At 65.0% G+C, this 17,127-nt stretch carries 15 protein-coding genes; 10 read left to right on the plus strand and 5 right to left on the minus strand.

The features are described 5' to 3' along the window. Positions 1-58 precede the first annotated feature (58 nt). Positions 59-925 (plus strand): MetQ/NlpA family ABC transporter substrate-binding protein, encoded by an 867-nt coding sequence (locus ACQPZ2_RS18005; RefSeq protein ID WP_433526588.1) that lies wholly within the window; start codon positions 59-61, stop codon positions 923-925. A gap of 7 nt (positions 926-932) precedes the next feature. On the opposite strand, the gene ACQPZ2_RS18010 is transcribed toward ACQPZ2_RS18005, so the two are convergent. Next, on the minus strand, positions 933-1,985 hold the full coding sequence (locus ACQPZ2_RS18010; protein WP_433526589.1) for an isopenicillin N synthase family dioxygenase: 1,053 nt from the start codon (positions 1,983-1,985) through the stop codon (positions 933-935). Positions 1,986-2,139: 154 nt separating this feature from the next. On the opposite strand from ACQPZ2_RS18010, the gene ACQPZ2_RS18015 reads away from it, so the two are divergent. Beyond that, the gene (locus ACQPZ2_RS18015) at positions 2,140-2,760 is read left to right on the plus strand and encodes a hypothetical protein (protein WP_433526590.1); all 621 of its coding nucleotides are present in this window, start codon (positions 2,140-2,142) and stop codon (positions 2,758-2,760) included. A gap of 3 nt (positions 2,761-2,763) precedes the next feature. On the opposite strand, the gene ACQPZ2_RS18020 is transcribed toward ACQPZ2_RS18015, so the two are convergent. Continuing rightward, positions 2,764-3,543 (minus strand): helix-turn-helix domain-containing protein, encoded by a 780-nt coding sequence (locus ACQPZ2_RS18020; RefSeq protein ID WP_433526591.1) that lies wholly within the window; start codon positions 3,541-3,543, stop codon positions 2,764-2,766. Between the two features lie 88 nt (positions 3,544-3,631). Between ACQPZ2_RS18020 and ACQPZ2_RS18025 the strand changes: the two genes are divergently transcribed. Further along, on the plus strand, positions 3,632-4,009 hold the full coding sequence (locus ACQPZ2_RS18025) for a nuclear transport factor 2 family protein (RefSeq protein ID WP_433526592.1): 378 nt from the start codon (positions 3,632-3,634) through the stop codon (positions 4,007-4,009). Positions 4,010-4,128: 119 nt separating this feature from the next. On the opposite strand, the gene ACQPZ2_RS18030 is transcribed toward ACQPZ2_RS18025, so the two are convergent. After that, entirely contained in the window at positions 4,129-5,094 is a 966-nt protein-coding gene (locus ACQPZ2_RS18030; protein WP_433526593.1) for a Ku protein, read from the minus strand. After that, complete coding sequence (locus tag ACQPZ2_RS18035; RefSeq protein ID WP_433526594.1) at positions 5,094-6,197, minus strand: lycopene cyclase family protein; 1,104 nt, start codon at positions 6,195-6,197, stop codon at positions 5,094-5,096. Before ACQPZ2_RS18035 ends, ACQPZ2_RS18030 begins: the two co-directional genes overlap by 1 nt. A gap of 460 nt (positions 6,198-6,657) precedes the next feature. Between ACQPZ2_RS18035 and ACQPZ2_RS18040 the strand changes: the two genes are divergently transcribed. Genes ACQPZ2_RS18040 through ACQPZ2_RS18065 form a run of 6 tightly spaced genes read left to right on the plus strand, consistent with a single transcriptional unit; the run spans position 6,658 to position 15,008 of the window. Next, positions 6,658-7,695, plus strand: a complete 1,038-nt coding sequence (locus ACQPZ2_RS18040) for a 3-oxoacyl-ACP synthase III family protein (protein ID WP_433526595.1) — start codon at positions 6,658-6,660, stop codon at positions 7,693-7,695. A gap of 1 nt (position 7,696) precedes the next feature. Then, entirely contained in the window at positions 7,697-8,605 is a 909-nt protein-coding gene (locus ACQPZ2_RS18045; protein ID WP_433526596.1) for a hypothetical protein, read from the plus strand. Beyond that, complete coding sequence (locus tag ACQPZ2_RS18050) at positions 8,602-10,293, plus strand: fatty acid CoA ligase family protein (protein WP_433526597.1); 1,692 nt, start codon at positions 8,602-8,604, stop codon at positions 10,291-10,293. The genes ACQPZ2_RS18045 and ACQPZ2_RS18050 overlap by 4 nt, the downstream gene beginning before the upstream one ends. Further along, positions 10,290-11,318 (plus strand): NAD-dependent epimerase/dehydratase family protein, encoded by a 1,029-nt coding sequence (locus ACQPZ2_RS18055; RefSeq protein WP_433526598.1) that lies wholly within the window; start codon positions 10,290-10,292, stop codon positions 11,316-11,318. The genes ACQPZ2_RS18050 and ACQPZ2_RS18055 overlap by 4 nt, the downstream gene beginning before the upstream one ends. A 13-nt stretch (positions 11,319-11,331) precedes the next feature. Further along, positions 11,332-12,750 (plus strand): cytochrome P450, encoded by a 1,419-nt coding sequence (locus tag ACQPZ2_RS18060; protein ID WP_433526599.1) that lies wholly within the window; start codon positions 11,332-11,334, stop codon positions 12,748-12,750. Positions 12,751-12,770: 20 nt separating this feature from the next. Further along, positions 12,771-15,008 (plus strand): MMPL family transporter, encoded by a 2,238-nt coding sequence (locus ACQPZ2_RS18065; protein WP_433526600.1) that lies wholly within the window; start codon positions 12,771-12,773, stop codon positions 15,006-15,008. A 56-nt stretch (positions 15,009-15,064) separates the two neighbouring features. Here ACQPZ2_RS18065 and ACQPZ2_RS18070 read toward each other — a convergent pair whose 3' ends face one another. After that, positions 15,065-15,829: an SDR family oxidoreductase gene (locus ACQPZ2_RS18070; RefSeq protein ID WP_063043279.1), complete on the minus strand. Its 765-nt coding sequence runs from the start codon at positions 15,827-15,829 to the stop codon at positions 15,065-15,067. 162 nt (positions 15,830-15,991) lie between these two features. Here ACQPZ2_RS18070 and ACQPZ2_RS18075 point away from each other — a divergent pair, with 162 nt between their 5' ends. Then, positions 15,992-17,071: a phage tail tip lysozyme gene (locus ACQPZ2_RS18075; RefSeq protein ID WP_433526601.1), complete on the plus strand. Its 1,080-nt coding sequence runs from the start codon at positions 15,992-15,994 to the stop codon at positions 17,069-17,071. The last annotated feature ends 56 nt before the right edge of the window (positions 17,072-17,127 follow it).

Here is a 17,127-nt window from a genome sequence, read left to right on the forward strand (position 1 = left end):
TGGATTGTGCTGAGCGAAACCCTGGCAACTAGTTGGACGAGCGTCTAGGTTGCCAGCAATGCAATTGCTGCGCCGTGTTCTGGTGATTTCCCTGCTTCTTACCCTGGCCGCTGGTGGGGTCGCGTGTGGTCGGGAGCATCATGACGATGTCGTGCGCATCGGCGTGAACGACATCTCGCTGCCGCATTGGGATGTCTACAAGAAGAAGGCCGCCGAACAGGGCATTGCCGTCGAATTCGTCAACTTCACCGACTATAATCAGCCGAATCCCGCACTGGCACAACGCCGGATCGATCTCAACAAGTTCCAGCACGTGCGGTACCTGGCCAACTACAACGTCCGCAACAACGACACCCTGGTGCCGATCGGCGCGACCGAGATCTACCCGCTCACGCTGTATTCGCGCAAGCACAAGTCGGTGGCGGAGATCCCGAAGGGCGGCCAGATCACCCTGAGCAATAACCCGGCCAATCAGGTTCGCCCGCTGCTCGGCTTGGCCGCCGCCGGACTGATCGTGCTGAAGGGCGGTGCGAGCTGGGATTCGAAGATCGAGGATGTGGACACCGATGCATCGCGGGTGACGCTGAAGACCATCGATCCAACCTTGACCGCGCAATCTCTGGAGAGTGTCGACGCAGCGTTCGTCGACGACACCTTCGCTCGTCCCGCGGGGCTCACCAACAACGAGACCATCTTCACCGACGACCCGGAACGCCCGGAACTGAAGCAGTACGTCAATATTTTCGCGGCTCGCGCCGAAGACAGGGACAACCCGAAACTGCTTGCGCTGGTGAGGCTTTACCACGATCCCGAGGTCGAGGCCGCCATCCGTGCGGAAGCCGGATTCCAGGGCATCTTCAAGACGAATGACGCGGCAGATCTGCAGGCCACGCTCGCCGAGCTGGAGACGAAATTCCGTAAGTGAGTGGCGCTCACTCCGAAGTGCGTTGGGTGCTCGCCGCGGCGAAGGCCCGTGCCGCCTCGCGGGTGGCATTGGTATTGGGTTGCAGGGCACGGGAACCGGCGAGTTTCGTGCGCAGGTGTTCGGCGACGGTGATCGGGGCGTATTTACTTCCCTCGCCGAGGCGGGACGGGAGTGTTTCGATGACGGCGTCCGGATTGCCGTCGTGGAAAAAGGCCGCGCTGCGGCGTCTTCGGATGGTTCCGTCGGTGATCGGCGGCATGACGCGGTGCAGGGTGGAGAGCCAGCGTTCGTTGGTCCAGCGCGCCATCACGTCGCCGAGATTGACCAGCAGGGCGTTGTCGGCGGGTTGCACGTCGTGCCAACGGTTATCGGCGCCGGCGACCTGGAGACCGGGGACCCGGTCCGCCCACAAGACGGTGACGATGCCGTAGTCGGTGTGTTCGCCCATTCCGGTGAGTTCGTCGTCGAGATCCACGGTGCCCGGCGGGAGCGCGTAGTTGTTCATCCGCAGGACGTCGAGGGAATGGTCGGTGAACCTGGTGAAGTAGCCGGGCGGCAGTTCGAGGGCGTCGGCGAAGATGGTGGTGAGGGTTCGTGCGATGCGGGCGGCGTGCGCGAAGTAGGTCTCCACGGGTGCGCGGAAGCCGGGAATCTCTGTCGGCCACAGATTCTCGGCGTAGTCGCTCGCGGACAACTCGACCTCCGGATAGGCGGCCGCGGAGATGCCCACATTGAATGCCTCGAAATAATCGTTCATGCGGGTGGCGTACGCGCCGCCGAGGCTCAGGCTGAGGCTCTCGCTTTTGGGCGGTGAGTAGCCGCGATTGATCTCGGGCGGGGTGCGATAGCCCTGTTTGGTCACCGGTTCGAGGTCGAAGAAGCTGTCGAGTGCGGCCGCGAAGTCGTCGAGCACCGGTTCTGGGATGGCGTGGCCGGTGATCTGCATGAAGCCGACGGTGCTCGCGGCGGCGTCGATCGCGCGGGCAACCGCCCGGCGTTCGGCTGCGGAGCCATCGCCGACATATGACGAGATATCGATGACCGGTACTTGGAATTCCACGGCAGTGTCCTTCCCTCGACAACATCTTGATAATAGGCGACAGCAATGAATCCGCATCAAGCCCGCCGAGGTGCTGTTGGTCATCGCCCATCCGTTCTGATTCCGCTGGTGCGATTGGCCAGCGCGGGCGGCCCGCAGCGGCGATGATTTCCGGGTGGACGACATCACGTATCGGGACACCCGGCTCGCACTGCACGCGGTGGGGGAGTTGTTGATCGCGGGCCCACAATATCGGCGCTTCGGGACCATCCGGCTACGGGTGGTGCACGGTGGTTTCGGCGGTGCGCAGTGGCCGGTGTCGGTGGTCGGCACCGATTTGGTGTGGCCGGAGGGCCGGGTCGCGCTCGCGGGCACCTTCGACAAGGTCGCCGCCGCCGCGGGCTTCGAACCCGAGGCACCGGCCAATGTCTACGCCGATACCACCGGAGTCGACCCCGGCGATCAGCTCGCTGTCGATTCGGAGGCGGCGGGGCTCATCGCGGACTGGCTCGCGCTCGGGGATTCGACACTGCGCTGCACGGCGCCCGATGTCATTCCGGTGCTGTGGCCGGAGCATTTCGATCTCTCCAGCACTGTCAATGAGGTCAATTACGGTGTGTCACCGGGTGATTCGGCGCATCCGGGTCCGTACGCCTATGTCGGCCCGTGGACGCCGCGCACCGGCGAATTCTGGAATGCCTCGTTCGGCGCACTGCGCTCGCGCGAGGAGGTGAACAACGCCGCCGCCCTGCTCGATTTCTTCGAAGAGGGCAAAGCGCGGGCCGTCGAGTCCTGACGATCACCTGGCGAGTGAGTGCAGGTAGGCGCTGGTGGTTTGATCGGCAGGGAAGTAGGACTCGATGGCGATCTCGTCGAGGGTCACGTCGAAGGCCGCGCCGAACCGCATGATCGTATTGAACAGCGACAGCTGCGTGCCGTGGTGGTCGAGATGGATGGGCAGCGCGACCTCGGACGGATCTACCTGCGGAAAAACGCCTTCCGACGCGAAAGCGCTCAATTCCGTGTGTAGCGAGGCCAATTCGGGATCACCGGACAGCGCCGCCTGCCGGGCGAGCCGAGGCAGCAGGAACCCGCGCACCTGTTCGATATTCCGCACGCGTGGCGCGAAACCATTGGGGTGCAGACCGATTCGCATCATATTTATCGGCGGTTCCAACAGTTCCGCGGACACACCCTCGAAGAACACCTCAGCCGCCGTGTTGGCGAGCAACAGATTCCACTGCCGATCGATGGCCAGTGCGGGAAACGGTTCGTGGGCATCGAGTACGCGCCGGACCGCGGCGCGCGCCTGCGCAAGATCTGGATCGTCGAGTGCGCGATGCCGGTATGTCGGCGCGTATCCGGCCGCGACCAGCAGCCGATTGCGTTCGCGCAACGGGATGCCCAGATGTTCGGCGAACCGCTCGACCATCGCCGGGCTAGGAATGGTGCGGCCGGTCTCCACGAAACTCACATGCCGCGTCGAGATGCCCGACCGCACGGACAATTCGAGCTGGCTGAGTCGGCGCCGCAGCCGCCACTCACGCAGCAGCGCTCCGACGGGGCGTTCGCTATCCACCCCGCCAGTATCACCACACCACGCGAGCAGTCGCCATTACATGGCTGGTAATCGACAGGTTTACCGTGCGCTTGCGAGGGTTACCGCCATGACGAACAACCTGGCAACCCGCAATAGGGATCTCTTACTCCACGGCCTCGCCGAGTTCAGTGCGGGCAATATCGAGATACTGCGAGACCTGTTGCACGAGAACTTCATCGAGCACAGTCCGGGCAATCCGTCCGGCCGTGACGCCTTCATCGAGTTCATCGCGAACGCACCGGTGGCCGCGGCCCGGCTGGAGATCAAACGGGTCATCACCGATGACGAATATGCGGTCGTGCACTACCACATGTTCGCGCCCGACGACTTCCACGGCGTTGTGGTGGTGGATATCTGGCGGCTGGTCGACGGCGTGATCACCGAGCACTGGGATGTCGTACAACCGGTGCCCGACGCCGACCAGCTCCCGCACGGCATGTTCTGATCGGCGCTGGCGGGCGCCGCGCCCCGCACCGGCCAGTCGGCCGCGGCGGATCAGCGCCCGCTTCGTGCCCGGCGGCACCGGTCCATGCCGCAAGTTGCCGGGAGTGTGCGGGTAGTCGGTTATGCGCCCTTGCGGGCCGCTGCTTTCTTCGCGGTCTTCTTGGCGGGCTTGGCGGCGGTCTTCTTGGCCGCAGACTTTGTCGCCGTTACCTTGGTGCCCGCTGCCTTGGTGGCCTTCTTCGCCGGTTCCGCCTTGGCCTTGGGCTCGGCGGCTGTCTTGCCGGAACTCTCGGCGGTCCGTCGTCCACTGGCCTCCAGGCTGCGTTGCAGTGCGGCCACCAGGTCGACGACCTCGGCGTCCATCGCAGCGGGCGCCTCCTCGGGCTGACTGACCACCTTCCCGGTGCCGCTGGCGATGGCCTCGTCGAGCACCTTCTGCAGCTCGATCTGGTACTCGTCGGTGTATTGCTCGGGATCGAAATCGTCGGACATGGTCTCGACCAGCGTCTCGGCCATCTTGATCTCCTGCGGCTTCGGCTCGGCCACACCGTCCAGGGATTCGAAATCGACGGCACGGACCTCATCGGGCCACAGCAGCGTCTGCAGCACCAACACGCCGTCGCGCACCCGCAGTGCCGAAAGCCTGGTCTTCTGCCGGAGCGTGAAGTGTACGAGCGCGGTCCGATCGATGCGTTCCAGTGTGGTCGCCAGCAGGACGTAGGCCTTGGGGGTATTCGAGTCGGGTTCGAGGTAGTAGCTCTTCTCGAACAGGATCGGGTCTATCTGGTCGTTGGGTACGAACTGCAGCACCGGAATCTCGTGCTTCTCGGCGGCGGGCAGCTTCGAGAAGTCCTCGTCGGTCAGGATGACCTTGTCCCCCTCGGGGGATTCATAGGCCTTATCGATATCGGCGTATTGCACGGACTTGCCGCAGACCGTGCAGACGCGGTCGTATTTGATCCGGCCACCGTCCTTCGCATGCACCTGGTGGAACCGAATGTCGTGGTCTTCGGTGGCCGTGTACACCTTGACAGGGACGTTTACCAGCCCGAACGCAATCGAGCCCTTCCAGATAGCTCGTGCCATCACTCCATCATGGACGAACCGATTCGAATAGGCGAGCGAATCGGAATCCCGAGTGTCGCGGTCGCGACGCGCCGACGCAGCGGTGTGGGCAGGGCGGCGAAGAGGGTGCGCATGGCGGCCACGGTGCCGCCGAGATCGGTGCGGCCCGATAGATAGGCCCGTTGCAGGTCCGGTGGCAGGGTGAAGAAGGCATCGAAGAAGACGGGCAGGTCGGCGGGCGGCAGTGCGAGCAGTGCGCGCAGACCTGCCGACCGCAACGCGTGTACCGCTCGCGCCCGGGCAGGCCATGCCTTCGAATCGAGGGCGACCGTGTCGGCGGCGGCGAGCGAGGCGGTGACGCTGTAACCCGTTGCGGGATGGGTGAATGCGCCCGCCGCGCCGAATCGTCGCTGTCCGGGGTGGCCGCCCTGCACCGGAAAACGCACGCGCTCGATCGGTTCGGTGCCGGTGAGTTCGATTCCGCGCGAGCGCAACCGGTGGTACAGGCGGTCGCGCAGCACCGCGGTGTCGAGGGCGGGGCGTCCGGCGAGGCAGGTCTCCTCCAGCAGCATCGTCTCCGCGCTGAGCGGCACCGCGTACAGAAACGACCGTGGCGCATCGGGTTCCGCGCCGTTGTCCAAGCGCCAGTCCATGAACAGGGGTTCGATGTCGGCGTCGCGTCGCGCGACCACGCCGTACGCGGTTTGCTCGGCGAGTTCGGGGGAGCGGGCAATTCCTCGTGCGTCGATAACACGTTTCGCGCCGAATATTGTTTCCGAAGCCAAAGTCACTGTGTTGTGCCGAATTTCGGCAACCCGATCGGTAACTATTTGTGCGCCGTCGAGATTCAGCGAATCCCGCAACCGCGCGGAGTCGAAGACGACATAGGTTCGGTCGAGTCGATGCGACCTCGTGCCCCACGCCGTCGGGTACTGCACGGTGGTGGCGATAACCGACGGATCCAGCCACCCCGGCAGCTCGTCATACCATCCCGCATACGTCGCCGACCAGGGTCGATCCGGCACCGGATCGATTGCGGTGACCGACATTCCGTGCGCGAGACAGCGGTGCGCGAGTGCGCGACCGGCGGGTCCGAGTCCGCAGACGACGAGGTCCGCGGTCATCGCATTTCCCATGCGTAACGCGGATGCCGGTGTGGCACAGCGAGTTCGGTGGTGTGCAGGGCGGACCCCCTTCGTTGTCGGCGTGGTTCGTCGGTCGTGCGGAGCTTACTGCCGGGTGGTCGGGTCACCGTTGCGCTGTGATAGTTCACGGATATCGACGGTGACATTCTTCATAATGCGATCATGTCAGATCTCCCTTTTCCAGCAACTATGTGACTCGCCAGTAGCATCGTGCTGTCATCTGGCTGGTCACATTGTCCGGCGCGCCGTATGCTCGGCGTTGTCGAACGGATTGCTCAGGGTCGGGCAATCCGGATCCGATTACCGAAACCAATGTTGATTTCGGAACCTTCTGTTCTCGCGATCGTGTGGAACGGAATTCCCGCATCATCTGCCCGCAGCCATTGTCGTGCCAGCCGGGGAGTTCGTGCTGCCCGTCTCTGTCGAAAGGACCGCTACGGTGAATTCTTCCCGATTACGCGCCCTGGGAGCCGCCCTTCCGGCCGGCGAATACACCACTTCGGAAGTACTGAGCCGGATGACGAGCGGCGGCGAGTTCGACGTCGAGCGAATTACCGGCATCGGTCATCGCTATATGGTCGACCGCACCAGCGAGGACACCATGACCCTCGGCGCGCGGGCCGCGCAGGACGCGCTGGCAAAGTCCGGATTGCTGGCTGCCGACCTGGACATCATCATCTGCGGCGGCACCACCGTGCACGACGGATTCCATATGGTCTTCGAACCGTCGGCGGCACAGGAGATCGCTCGGCGCATCGGCGCGGTCAATGCGTCCGGTTATGACGTGGCGAATGCCTGCGGCGGCACCATGACCGGAATCTATCTGCTGGACAATCTGATTCGCGCGGGTGTGGTGCGCAATGGCATGGTCGTCACGCCCGAGGTGATCTCGCCGGTGACCGAGGGCGCGCTCGCCGAGGCCGTCGATGTGCGCGATCCACAGTTCGCCGCACTCACTCTCGCGGATGCCGCGGTCGCGGTCATTCTGGACCCCGCGGTGGACGAGGAAGACGTACTGCACTACGTCGATCTGACGACCTGCGCCGAGTACTCGCCATTGTGTATTGCCAAACCGAGCGATGCCAGCGAGAACATGATCATGTTGACCGATAATCTCACTATGCAAGCCGCGCCGCGCCGCGAAACATGGGCGAAATTCCATCGCGATATCCTCGCAAAGCGCGGCACCACATTCGCCGACGAGAAGTTCGACTTCATCGTCTTCCACCAGCTCGGCGTCGGATTCACCGAGAAGCTCGCCGAATCCGGCAGCAAGATTCACGGCACCGCGATGCCACCGCGGCTGGCGACCGTCGAAAAGTATGGCAACACCGGAGCAAGTACGCATTTCCTGGTGCTGCACGACTACATTTCCCGAGGCGAGATCCCGAAGGGGGCCAAAATCTGTTTCGTGCCGACGGCCTCCGGAATGGTATTCGGTGTCCTTTCGGCAACTATCAGCGCATTGGTGGGATGAAATGACGTTCATTATTCGGCGGTCCGCCGTCAGCGCCGACCCAACCCTGGGTTCCATAGACCACGCCGTGCGGGCGGGCGAGGAGTGCCTCGCGGGCGCGGGTGTCGAGCCGAACGATATCGACGTGCTGATCAATGTCGGTGTCTACCGCGACAGCAATATCGTCGAACCGTCCAATGCGGCGCTGATCCAGAAGGAATTGGGGATGCACCTGGACTACCAGGTCGGCTCCTCGCGGGCGGGATTCTCGCTAGATCTGCGTAATGGGGCCTGCGGCGTGCTCAACGCATTGCAGGCCGCGGGTGCGCTGCTGGAGAACGGCACGGTCGAGCGGGTGCTGATCGTCGGCAGCGACGCCCACCCCGGCGGCGTCGGACACGCACCCGCCGACTTCCGCTATGCCGCGGTCGGTGCCGCGTTGCTGGTGACCAAGGGGATCGATGAGGGCACCGGCTTCGACCGCGTGCATATCCCGGCGCCGCTGCCGCGCGCGGTCGGCACCCATCCCGGTATCGCCGGATACCTCGATCTGAAGGCGATGGGTGACGACGGACAGCGCTCGATCACCGTCGATGTCGCCGACGACTACGCGGAATTGGTCAGCGGCGCAGCGTTTGCCGCGGTCCGCCCGTACCTGGCCGAACGTCCGGTGGGGCAGCGCGTACTGGTCACCAATAACCCGGTGCCCGACTTCGCGACCACTCTGGCGAGCGAATTCGGTTTCGTCCGAACCCATCAGGCCGCGACCGGCGACCTGGACGCGGGCAGCTCGGGTTTGATCATCGGCTACCACCAGTTGCTCGAGGCCGGTGAACTGTCGGCCGGTGACGAATTGCTCCTGGTCGCCGCGGGATCCGGTCCGATCGCCGGCTGCGTGAGCTACACCGTTCCCGCCGGCGGTGCGGGGTGAGCCAGGAGCCCGCGGATCTGAGCGCGCTGCTCGAGCATCAGATCGGGCAGCGCGCCGACCTGCCCGCCATCAGCTATCCGACCGTCGCGCATCCCGAACGCGCCAGGCGCGCAACGGATCTCGGATTCGCGATGCTGACCTTCGCCGAACTCGGCGCGCGGGTCGAGGCCTATGCCGCGGCCTTCGAGCGGATCGGAATCAGCAAGGGCGTCAAGACCATTGTCATGGTCAAGCCCGATCCCGATCTGTTCGCGGTGATCTTCGCGCTGTTCCGGGTCGGCGCGGTGCCGGTGGTGGTGGATCCGGGTATGGGCGTGCGTCGCATGCTGCATTGCTTCCGCAGTGTCGGTGCGGAGGCGTTCATCGGCATACCGCTGGCGCATCTGGTGCGGCTGGCGGCGCGGCGCACCTTCGGTTCGGTGCGGGTGCATGTGACGGCCGGACGCTCGTTCTGGGGTGGGCACACGTTGCTCGCCATGCGGCAGACGCCCGGTGCGGCCGCACCCGAAATCGCCCATGGGCCAGACGATCTGTTGATGATCGCATTCACCACCGGCAGTACCGGACCGGCCAAGGGGGTGGAGTTCACCAGGGCCGGATTCGCCGCCTCGCTGCGGGTGATCGAGCAGTTGCACGGCCGCCCGACGGGTTTCGTCTCGCTGACCTCGGTACCGCTGTTCGGCATCTTCGATCTGCTGCAGGGGGCGCATGTGGTGCTCGGGCCGGTCGATCCGGTGCGGGTGTCCAGGGCCGATCCGGCACTGCTCACCGATGTGGTCCAGAGTTTCCAGGCCACCGATGTCACCGCATCCCCAGCCCTGCTCGGTCCGCTCGGCGAATATCTGACAAGAACCGGGATCACGCTGCCGAGTCTGGTCCGGGTCATATCGATGGGCGCGCCCGCGAACCTCGATGCGCTGGTGGGGGTCAGGGCCGCTCTTGGTGAGTCCGCGCACGTCTTCACCACCTACGGTGCGACCGAGGCATTGCCGCTGACCACCCTCGAATGGTCCGAACTCGACGAAACCCGCAAGCAGACCGCCGAGGGCGCGGGCACCTGCGTCGGCCGTCCGATCGCGGAATCCGACAGCGACACCAGAGTACGGATCATCGCCGTCTCCGATGACGAAATCCCCACCTGGCGCGAGGATCTCGTGCTGTCGCAGGGACAGATCGGCGAAATCGTGTCCACCGGTGCGCAAGTCAGCACCGCCTATCACCGCAACCGGGCCGCCGATGCCCACACCAAGATCGACGAAACCCGCCCGGACGGCACTGTGCGCCGCTGGCATCGTGTCGGCGATCTGGCCTGGCAGGACGAATCCGGTCGGCTGTGGTTCTGCGGCCGCTCGGCGCAGCGGGTCCGCACCGCGGCCGGTGACCTGTTCACCGTGCAGTGCGAGCAGATCTTCAATACCCACCCGGATGTGCACCGCACGGCGCTCGTCGGTATCGGCGAGCCGGGGGCGCAGATCCCGGTGCTGTGCTTCGAATTGCGGTCCCGGGTGGCGGAATCCGAGATCCCACGGGTCCAGCGGGAGCTGTGGTCCATCGCGCGCGAGCGCGAATTCACCAGGTCCATCAAGGTATTCCGCGCCCATCCCGGGTTCCCGGTCGACATCAGGCACAACGCCAAGATCGGGCGCGAGGAGTTGGCCGTTTGGGCCGGAAAGGGTATGACGCCATGAAGGCATTGGTCACCGGGGCAACCGGATTCCTCGGCAGCCATCTCGTCGACGCCGCGGTGGCGGCGGGTGATGAGGTGCGTGCCATCGTCCGGCCGTCGAGCGATCTCGGCTACCTGTCGACGGTCCCCGAACTCGAAACGGTGGCAGGCGATCTCGGCGACTACGAATCGCTGGTCACCGCGTGTAAAGGCGTCGATGTGGTGTATCACAGCGCCGGGCTGGTCGCCGAGGTCGGTAGCCGGGCGCAGTTCTGGGAGGCCAATGTCGAGGGCACCCGGCGGCTGATGAAGGCCGCGCAGGAGGCCGGTGTCGGCCGGTTCGTTTTCGTCAGCAGCCCCTCGGTGGCGACCTCCTATGACACCGACCGCTTCGGCATCGACGAGTCGGAGCCGTACGTGACCGCCCCGAAGAGTCTGTACGTGGAGACCAAGGCCGCCGCCGAACAGCTCGTCCTGGCCACCAACACCCCGGATTTCGTGACCTGCGCGCTGCGACCGCGGATGATCTGGGGACCGCGTTCCTCGGGTTGGATGACGCTGCTGTTGCGAAAGTTGAAGTCCGGCAAGCTGCCCGACCTCTCCGGCGGCAAGAACGTCATGGTGTCGATCACCTACTGCGAGCACGCCGCGCAGGCCTGCCTACAGGCGGCGCGCTCGGATCAGGTCGCGGGCAATGCCTACTTCCTCGCCGATCCCGAGGATGTCGATCTGTGGAAGTTCGTCAAGGATCTCGCCGTCGCCTTGGACTTGACGCCCCCGACCCGGACCATTCCCAAACCGGTATTCGACGCCGCCATCGCGGTTTTCGACACCATATGGCGAGTGCCGGCGATCAAGGAGCGCTACGCGCCGCCGCTGTCCAGCTGGACCACCGCGGCACTGACCGTCTCCAGTACCTACGACACCGGCGCCGCCACCCGGGATTTCGGCTATGCGCCGACGGTCTCGCTGGCCGACGGACTGGCGGCCTACGTCGACTGGGTCGGCCAGATCGGCGGCGTCGACGCCGTCATCGCTCGCGGATGACTAGGAGACTCACATGATGACCACCCGGCTCGCCAGCAGCCCGACCGGCACGAATGCGGTGCCGACCGCACCGGGGGCACTACCCCTCATCGGCCATTCACACCGGCTCGCGCGCAGGCCGTACCGCTTCCTGCAGACGTTGTCGGACCTCGGACCCGTGGTGCGCGTGAAGATTCCGGGTTACGACACCTACGTCGTCACCGAACCGGAACTGATCCGCGAGGCCTTCGTCGGCCTGTCCGATCAGGGTGCGATGATCGATCGCGCGGAGGCGCTGCTCGGTGCGGGCGTGACCGTGCTGTCGGGCCCGCAGCACAAGCGGGAGCGCCGGATGATCGCCCCGGCCTTCGCTCGCGGCCGCATCGCGCAGTACGCCACTGTGATGACGCGTCTGGGCGCGGAACAGGCCGATACCTGGCGTGACGGTCAAATGGTGGTCGTCGATACCGCGATGCACGATCTGGCGCTGCGCACCGTCGCGGGGGCGCTGTTCAGCGGCGACCTCGGCGCGGAGACCGGCGCGGAAATCCACGAGATGCTCACACCGGTCATGACGCTGCTCGCCCGCCGCGTCACCCGCCCGGCCTGGATCGACAGGCTGCCACTGCCCGGCAACCGGCGCTTCGAAGGCCTTGTCGCCGGGATGAAGTCGGCAACCAGCAAGATCATCACCGCCTACCGCGCGGACCTGGCGGTCGATCCGAACCTGGATCACGGTGACTTGCTGGACACTCTGATCAAGGCCCGCGACGAGGACGGTGTCGCGCTCACCGATGCCCAGGTGCACGACGAGCTGATCAACTTCCTGGTCGGCGGTACCGAGGCCACCGGCATGACGCTGTCCTGGGTCTTCCATGAGCTGGGCCGAAATCCCGAGTTGGAGGCCGCTTTCCACGCGGAGATCGACGCGGTGCTCGGCGGTCGTCCGGCCGAATTCGCCGATCTCGGCCGACTCGATCTGACCAAGCGGATCGTCACCGAAACCCTGCGCATGTACTCGCCGTGGCTGACCGTCCGCGATGTGCCCGCGAACTACGAACTCGGCGGCAAGGCGTTGCCAGAAGGCGCCATGTTGCTGGTTTGTCCCGTTGCGGTACACCGGGATCCGGCGATCTTCCCGAATCCTCACAAATTCGACCCGGACCGCTGGCTGCCTGCGGCAATGGAGTCCCGGCCCAAAGGCGCGTACCTGCCGTTCGGTATGGGCACGAGGCAGTGTCCGGGAAACGTGTTCTCGCTCACCGAGGTTGCCCTGCAGGTTGCTACGATCGGCGGGCGCTGGCGCCTGCGCCCGATGCCCGGTATCGCGGTGCAAGAGACGGTGATCGGCGCCCTGGTGCACCCGAAGTATCTGCCGATGCGGGTGGTGGCCAGGCAGGTGCAAACCGGGCACGTCGCGGATTCGTCAGGGAGCGAGCGCGGCGCGGCTTAACGAGTGATGAGGGTGTGGCGGTGTTCGAACTGACCAAGCTGACCATTTCGAGCGACCTGCATGCAGTCGCTACGCAGCGCAGCAAATGGATTCTCGGCATATTCGCCGGTCTCGCGCTGGTAATGGGGATGCTCAGCTCGACGTTGTTCGACAAAGTGCAGGGCGGCGGCTACAGCGATCCCGGCGGCGAATCCAGCCGGGCCACCGAGATTCTGCGCGATACCTTCGGTCAGGCGCCGCCGAACTTCGTGCTGCTGGTGCACAGCGACACCTCGGTCGACGACCCCGAATCGGCAACGGCCGCAGTAAAATTGGCGCTGAAGCTGAAGGATGAGCCGGGCGTCGCGGGTGTCATGTCGTACTGGATGGACAAGTCGCCCGCATTGCGCAGCGCCGACGGCAAATCAGGGCTGATCGTCGCGAGCATTCTCGGCGAGGAGGGTGCGGTCGATCAGAAGGTCGGCGGTCTGGCGGATCGCTATGGTGGCACGCACGGGCCGATGCAGGTGCGTGTCGGCGGTTACGCGATGTTGTTGCACGAGACGGTGCAGCAGAGCGAGAAGGACGCCGTCCTCGGCGAATCCATCGCCTTTCCGATCACACTGATCGCTCTGCTGTTCGTATTCGGCGGTTTGGTGGCGGCCAGCCTGCCGCTGGTCGTCGCGGCGGTGACCGTGATGATCACCATGGGCGCGCTGTGGATGATCACCCTGGTCACCGATCTCGCCGCGACCGCGACCAATGTCGCCACTCTGCTCGGCCTCGGTCTCGCGATCGACTACAGCCTGCTGATCATCAGCCGCTACCGCGACGAATTGGCCGCTGGCGCCGCAACCGGTCCCGCCGTCGCCGCGACCATGCGTTCGGCCGGACGTACCGTGGCCTTCTCGGCGGTCACCGTCGCGGTCGCGCTGTCAGGACTGCTGTTCTTCCCGCTTCTCGCGGTGCGTTCCATGGGGTATGCGGGTCTGGCGGTCGCGGCGATCGCCGCGACAGTGTCGCTGACGGTGCTGCCCGCGATTCTGCTGCTGCTCGGCAGCCGCATTGATCGCGGCCAACTCGGTTGGTTCTTCCGACCGCAACGCCCCGCGCCCGGTGAGGGCTTCTGGCATCGGCTCGCGGTATTCGTGATGCGCAAGCCGATGCCCATCGGCTTGGCGGTCGCGGCCTTCCTGCTGCTGCTCGGGACCCCCTTCCTCGGTGTGAAACTCGGTTTCCCGGACGAGCGGGCATTGCCGGAGTCGATGAACAACCGGCAGATCACCGAGACCATCCAGCGCGACTTCGCCGCCACCGACACCAATGGACTTTTCGTCGTACTGCCCGAGGGCAAATCCGGGCTGGACGCCTACGCCAGGAAACTCTCCGAAATCGATAATGTCCGGCGCGTCGACACCGCCACCGGCAGCTACGCCCACGGCGGGCAGCTCGCCCCGGCCATGGCACAGCACGTGCGCTTCGAAACCAAGGACGCCGCATACCTTTCGGTGACACCGGACACCAGCGATCCGGCGCTGCTGGATCAGGTGGCCGAACAGTTGCGCGCCGTGCCCGCACCCGGACAACGGTTGGTCGGCGGTATCGCGGCCGCGAGCGCCGATTCCCTCGAAGCGGTGACCTCGGCGCTGCCCATCGCGCTGGCCTACGTGGTGATCATCATGCTGGTCGTGCTGTTCCTGCTGACCGGCAGCGTGGTGCTGCCGCTGGTCGCGATCGTGCTCAGCGCACTCAGCCTCACCGCCACCTTCGGCGCGCTGGTCTGGATCTTCCAGGACGGGCATCTGTCCGGCCTGCTCGATTTCACCGTGACCGGCGATCTGCCGCCGACCGTGCCGGTCATGCTCTTCGGTGTCGCCTTCGGTCTGGCCATGGACTATCAGGTATTCCTGCTGTCACGGATCCTCGAAGAATACGAACGCACCGGCAAGAACGAATCCGCGGTTGCCCACGGGCTCGAGAAGATCGGCCGTATCGTCACCGCCGCCGCAGTCCTGATCTCGCTGGTGTTCCTGGGATTCCTGGCCTCGGACATCACCTTCATGAAGTCCTTCGGCATCGGGCTGCCGCTCGCGGTGCTGGTCGATGCGACCCTGGTCCGCGGCTTCCTGCTGCCCGCGGTGATGAAACTGCTCGGCGACTGGAACTGGTGGGCGCCCGGCCCGCTCGAAAAGCTGCACGAGCGTTTCGGATTCGACGAAGGACCTTCCGCGCCGTCGCTGCCCGATCCGGACGATCTGCGCCAGCCGGCCCGAGTATAGAAACGCCGATGGCCGTGCGGAATTCGCCGCACGGCCATCAGTTCTGTTGGGACGGTTCAGATTCCGCCGGTCGACAACAATCCGCCGTCGACGCGGATCGTCTCACCGGTGATCCATTTGGCTTCATCCGAGACCAGGAATCCGATCAGCTGCGCCACATCCTCCGGCGCACCGAGTCGCTTCATCGGGTACACGCTCGCGGCCCGCTCCTCATCCGCCGAGTACAGCGCATCGGCGAACTTGGTCTTGATCACGCCCGGCGCCACCGCGTTCACCCGGATATTCGGGCCCAGCTGCCAGGCCAGTTCATCGGTGAGCCGGATCAGCGCGGCCTTGGACGCGCCGTACGCCGCGATCACGCCGGTCGAACGCAGACCCGCGACACTGGCCACATTCACCACCGCACCGCCGTGATCGCGCATCCAAGCCTTGTAGGCCTCCTGCACGTACCCGAGTGCGGCGACGACATTGACGTCGAAGATCTTGCGCACCGCCTCCAGATCCGCATCCATGAGCGAGCCGTAGACGGGGTTGATACCGGTGTTGTTGATCAGGATGTCCAGCGAGCCGAATTCCGAGACCACCCGACTCACCGCGGTGGCACGGCTGTCCGGATCACCCGAATTGCCCGCCAGCGCGCTGACCTCGCCCCGATGGCCGAGCGCCCGCAGCTCGGCGGCCGCCTCCTCGAGCGGTTCCGGCTTGCGGGCGGTGATCAGCACATTTGCGCCGCGGCGCAGCAGCTCCGCCGCGACGGCCTTGCCGATGCCCCGGCTGGCTCCGGAAACGAGTGCGCTCTTGCCCAACAGATCGGTCGTCATGTGATGGCACGCTACCTCTGTTTGAATACGCCGAGTGGACCTGGTCGGGTTTGTGCGATTTCGACCCCGAGCGACTGTTCCCACCGTCGGGGATCTAATGGTCGATGCGTGGCGCCTAGCCGCGATTAAGCTGCCGGAGAGGTATCGACGGGAAGGTGACATATGGCTGACGAGGCTGTCGACACATCGCTGCCGTCGCGGCCGGATGCACCGATTCTCAACGCCTTCGCCAGCCACATAGAGACGGTGCTGGCGAAGTTGGTGAAGGCGGTGGGCGACGGCTCGGCGAAGTCGATTACGGTCGAGGGTCTGAATGGCCTGGGGGAGTCGCAGCTGAAGTCCGGCGAACTCGTCACGAAATACCGTGCCAAACAGAGCGACGACACGAAATATAGAGACGATCTGAACTCGCTGGACAGCAATATCGCCCAGATCGCGGCGAAAGCGGCTGACGTGTCCGTCACCACGACCCGCGAGGTCAAGGAACTGGTGGGCGACGTCAAGGACATTATGGCCGGTGTGCCGAATCTGACCGACGTGCCGCTGCCGCGCAGCATCGAGTTGCAGATGACCGCAATCAACAAAATCGATAAGAAGGTCGAGAAAGCGGCGCAGGCAGTCTCGGACGCGTACGACGCATTGGACGATCAGGCAGGAAAGGTCACCGACCCGGAGTCGGACGACAGCGGAAGTGCCACGAATTCGATCGGTAGCGGCAACCAGTTCCCCACTTATACCGGGAGCGGTGGAAACAGCCGCAACTCCAGCGGCCCCGCAGGTCTTGGCAACAGCGCGAGTGCCCAACCCATCGGCGCAGGTCAGAAAGTGACGGCCAGCGAGATCTACAAGTACCTCCTGAGCAAGGGCTTCACACCGGCGCAAGCGGCGGGCATCTTGGGCAATATGCAGGTCGAATCGGGTTTCGATACCGGTGCTTACAATCCGGGTGAAGGCGCCATCGGTCTGTGCCAGTGGGAGGGGGGTCGACGGGCGAATCTCGAGGCATTCGCCGCCTCGCAGGGCAGATCCGTCACCGACTGGCAGACCCAAGTCGATTTCATGATTCACGAACTGAAGGGCAGCGAATCGAACGCGTACGGTCATCTGACGTCGGCGAGCTCGGCCGGTGCGGCGGCGGCGGCGTTCGATCAGTACTACGAACGAAGCTCGGGTGAGGCCCGCGGCCAGCGCGTCGCGAATGCCAACAGCATCGCGTCGAGCCTGGCCGGTGTGGCGGCTTAGCGCCGATCGCGGAGTTAGCGCGGTCACACCTGGATCGTGGGGTGTCGGAAGCACCT

Source organism: Nocardia pseudovaccinii (assembly GCF_050942345.1).
In the GTDB taxonomy this organism is placed as follows: domain Bacteria; phylum Actinomycetota; class Actinomycetes; order Mycobacteriales; family Mycobacteriaceae; genus Nocardia; species Nocardia pseudovaccinii.

Coding starts and splice junctions, on each gene's coding strand:
- ACQPZ2_RS18005 (WP_433526588.1), top strand. CDS start 59: ATGCAATTGCTGCGCCGTGTTCTGGTGATTTCCCTGCTTCTTACCCTG.
- ACQPZ2_RS18025 (WP_433526592.1), top strand. CDS start 3,632: ATGACGAACAACCTGGCAACCCGCAATAGGGATCTCTTACTCCACGGC.
- ACQPZ2_RS18030 (WP_433526593.1), bottom strand. CDS start 5,094: ATGGCACGAGCTATCTGGAAGGGCTCGATTGCGTTCGGGCTGGTAAAC.
- ACQPZ2_RS18035 (WP_433526594.1), bottom strand. CDS start 6,197: ATGACCGCGGACCTCGTCGTCTGCGGACTCGGACCCGCCGGTCGCGCA.
- ACQPZ2_RS18045 (WP_433526596.1), top strand. CDS start 7,697: ATGACGTTCATTATTCGGCGGTCCGCCGTCAGCGCCGACCCAACCCTG.
- ACQPZ2_RS18055 (WP_433526598.1), top strand. CDS start 10,290: ATGAAGGCATTGGTCACCGGGGCAACCGGATTCCTCGGCAGCCATCTC.
- ACQPZ2_RS18060 (WP_433526599.1), top strand. CDS start 11,332: ATGATGACCACCCGGCTCGCCAGCAGCCCGACCGGCACGAATGCGGTG.
- ACQPZ2_RS18070 (WP_063043279.1), bottom strand. CDS start 15,829: ATGACGACCGATCTGTTGGGCAAGAGCGCACTCGTTTCCGGAGCCAGC.
- ACQPZ2_RS18075 (WP_433526601.1), top strand. CDS start 15,992: ATGGCTGACGAGGCTGTCGACACATCGCTGCCGTCGCGGCCGGATGCA.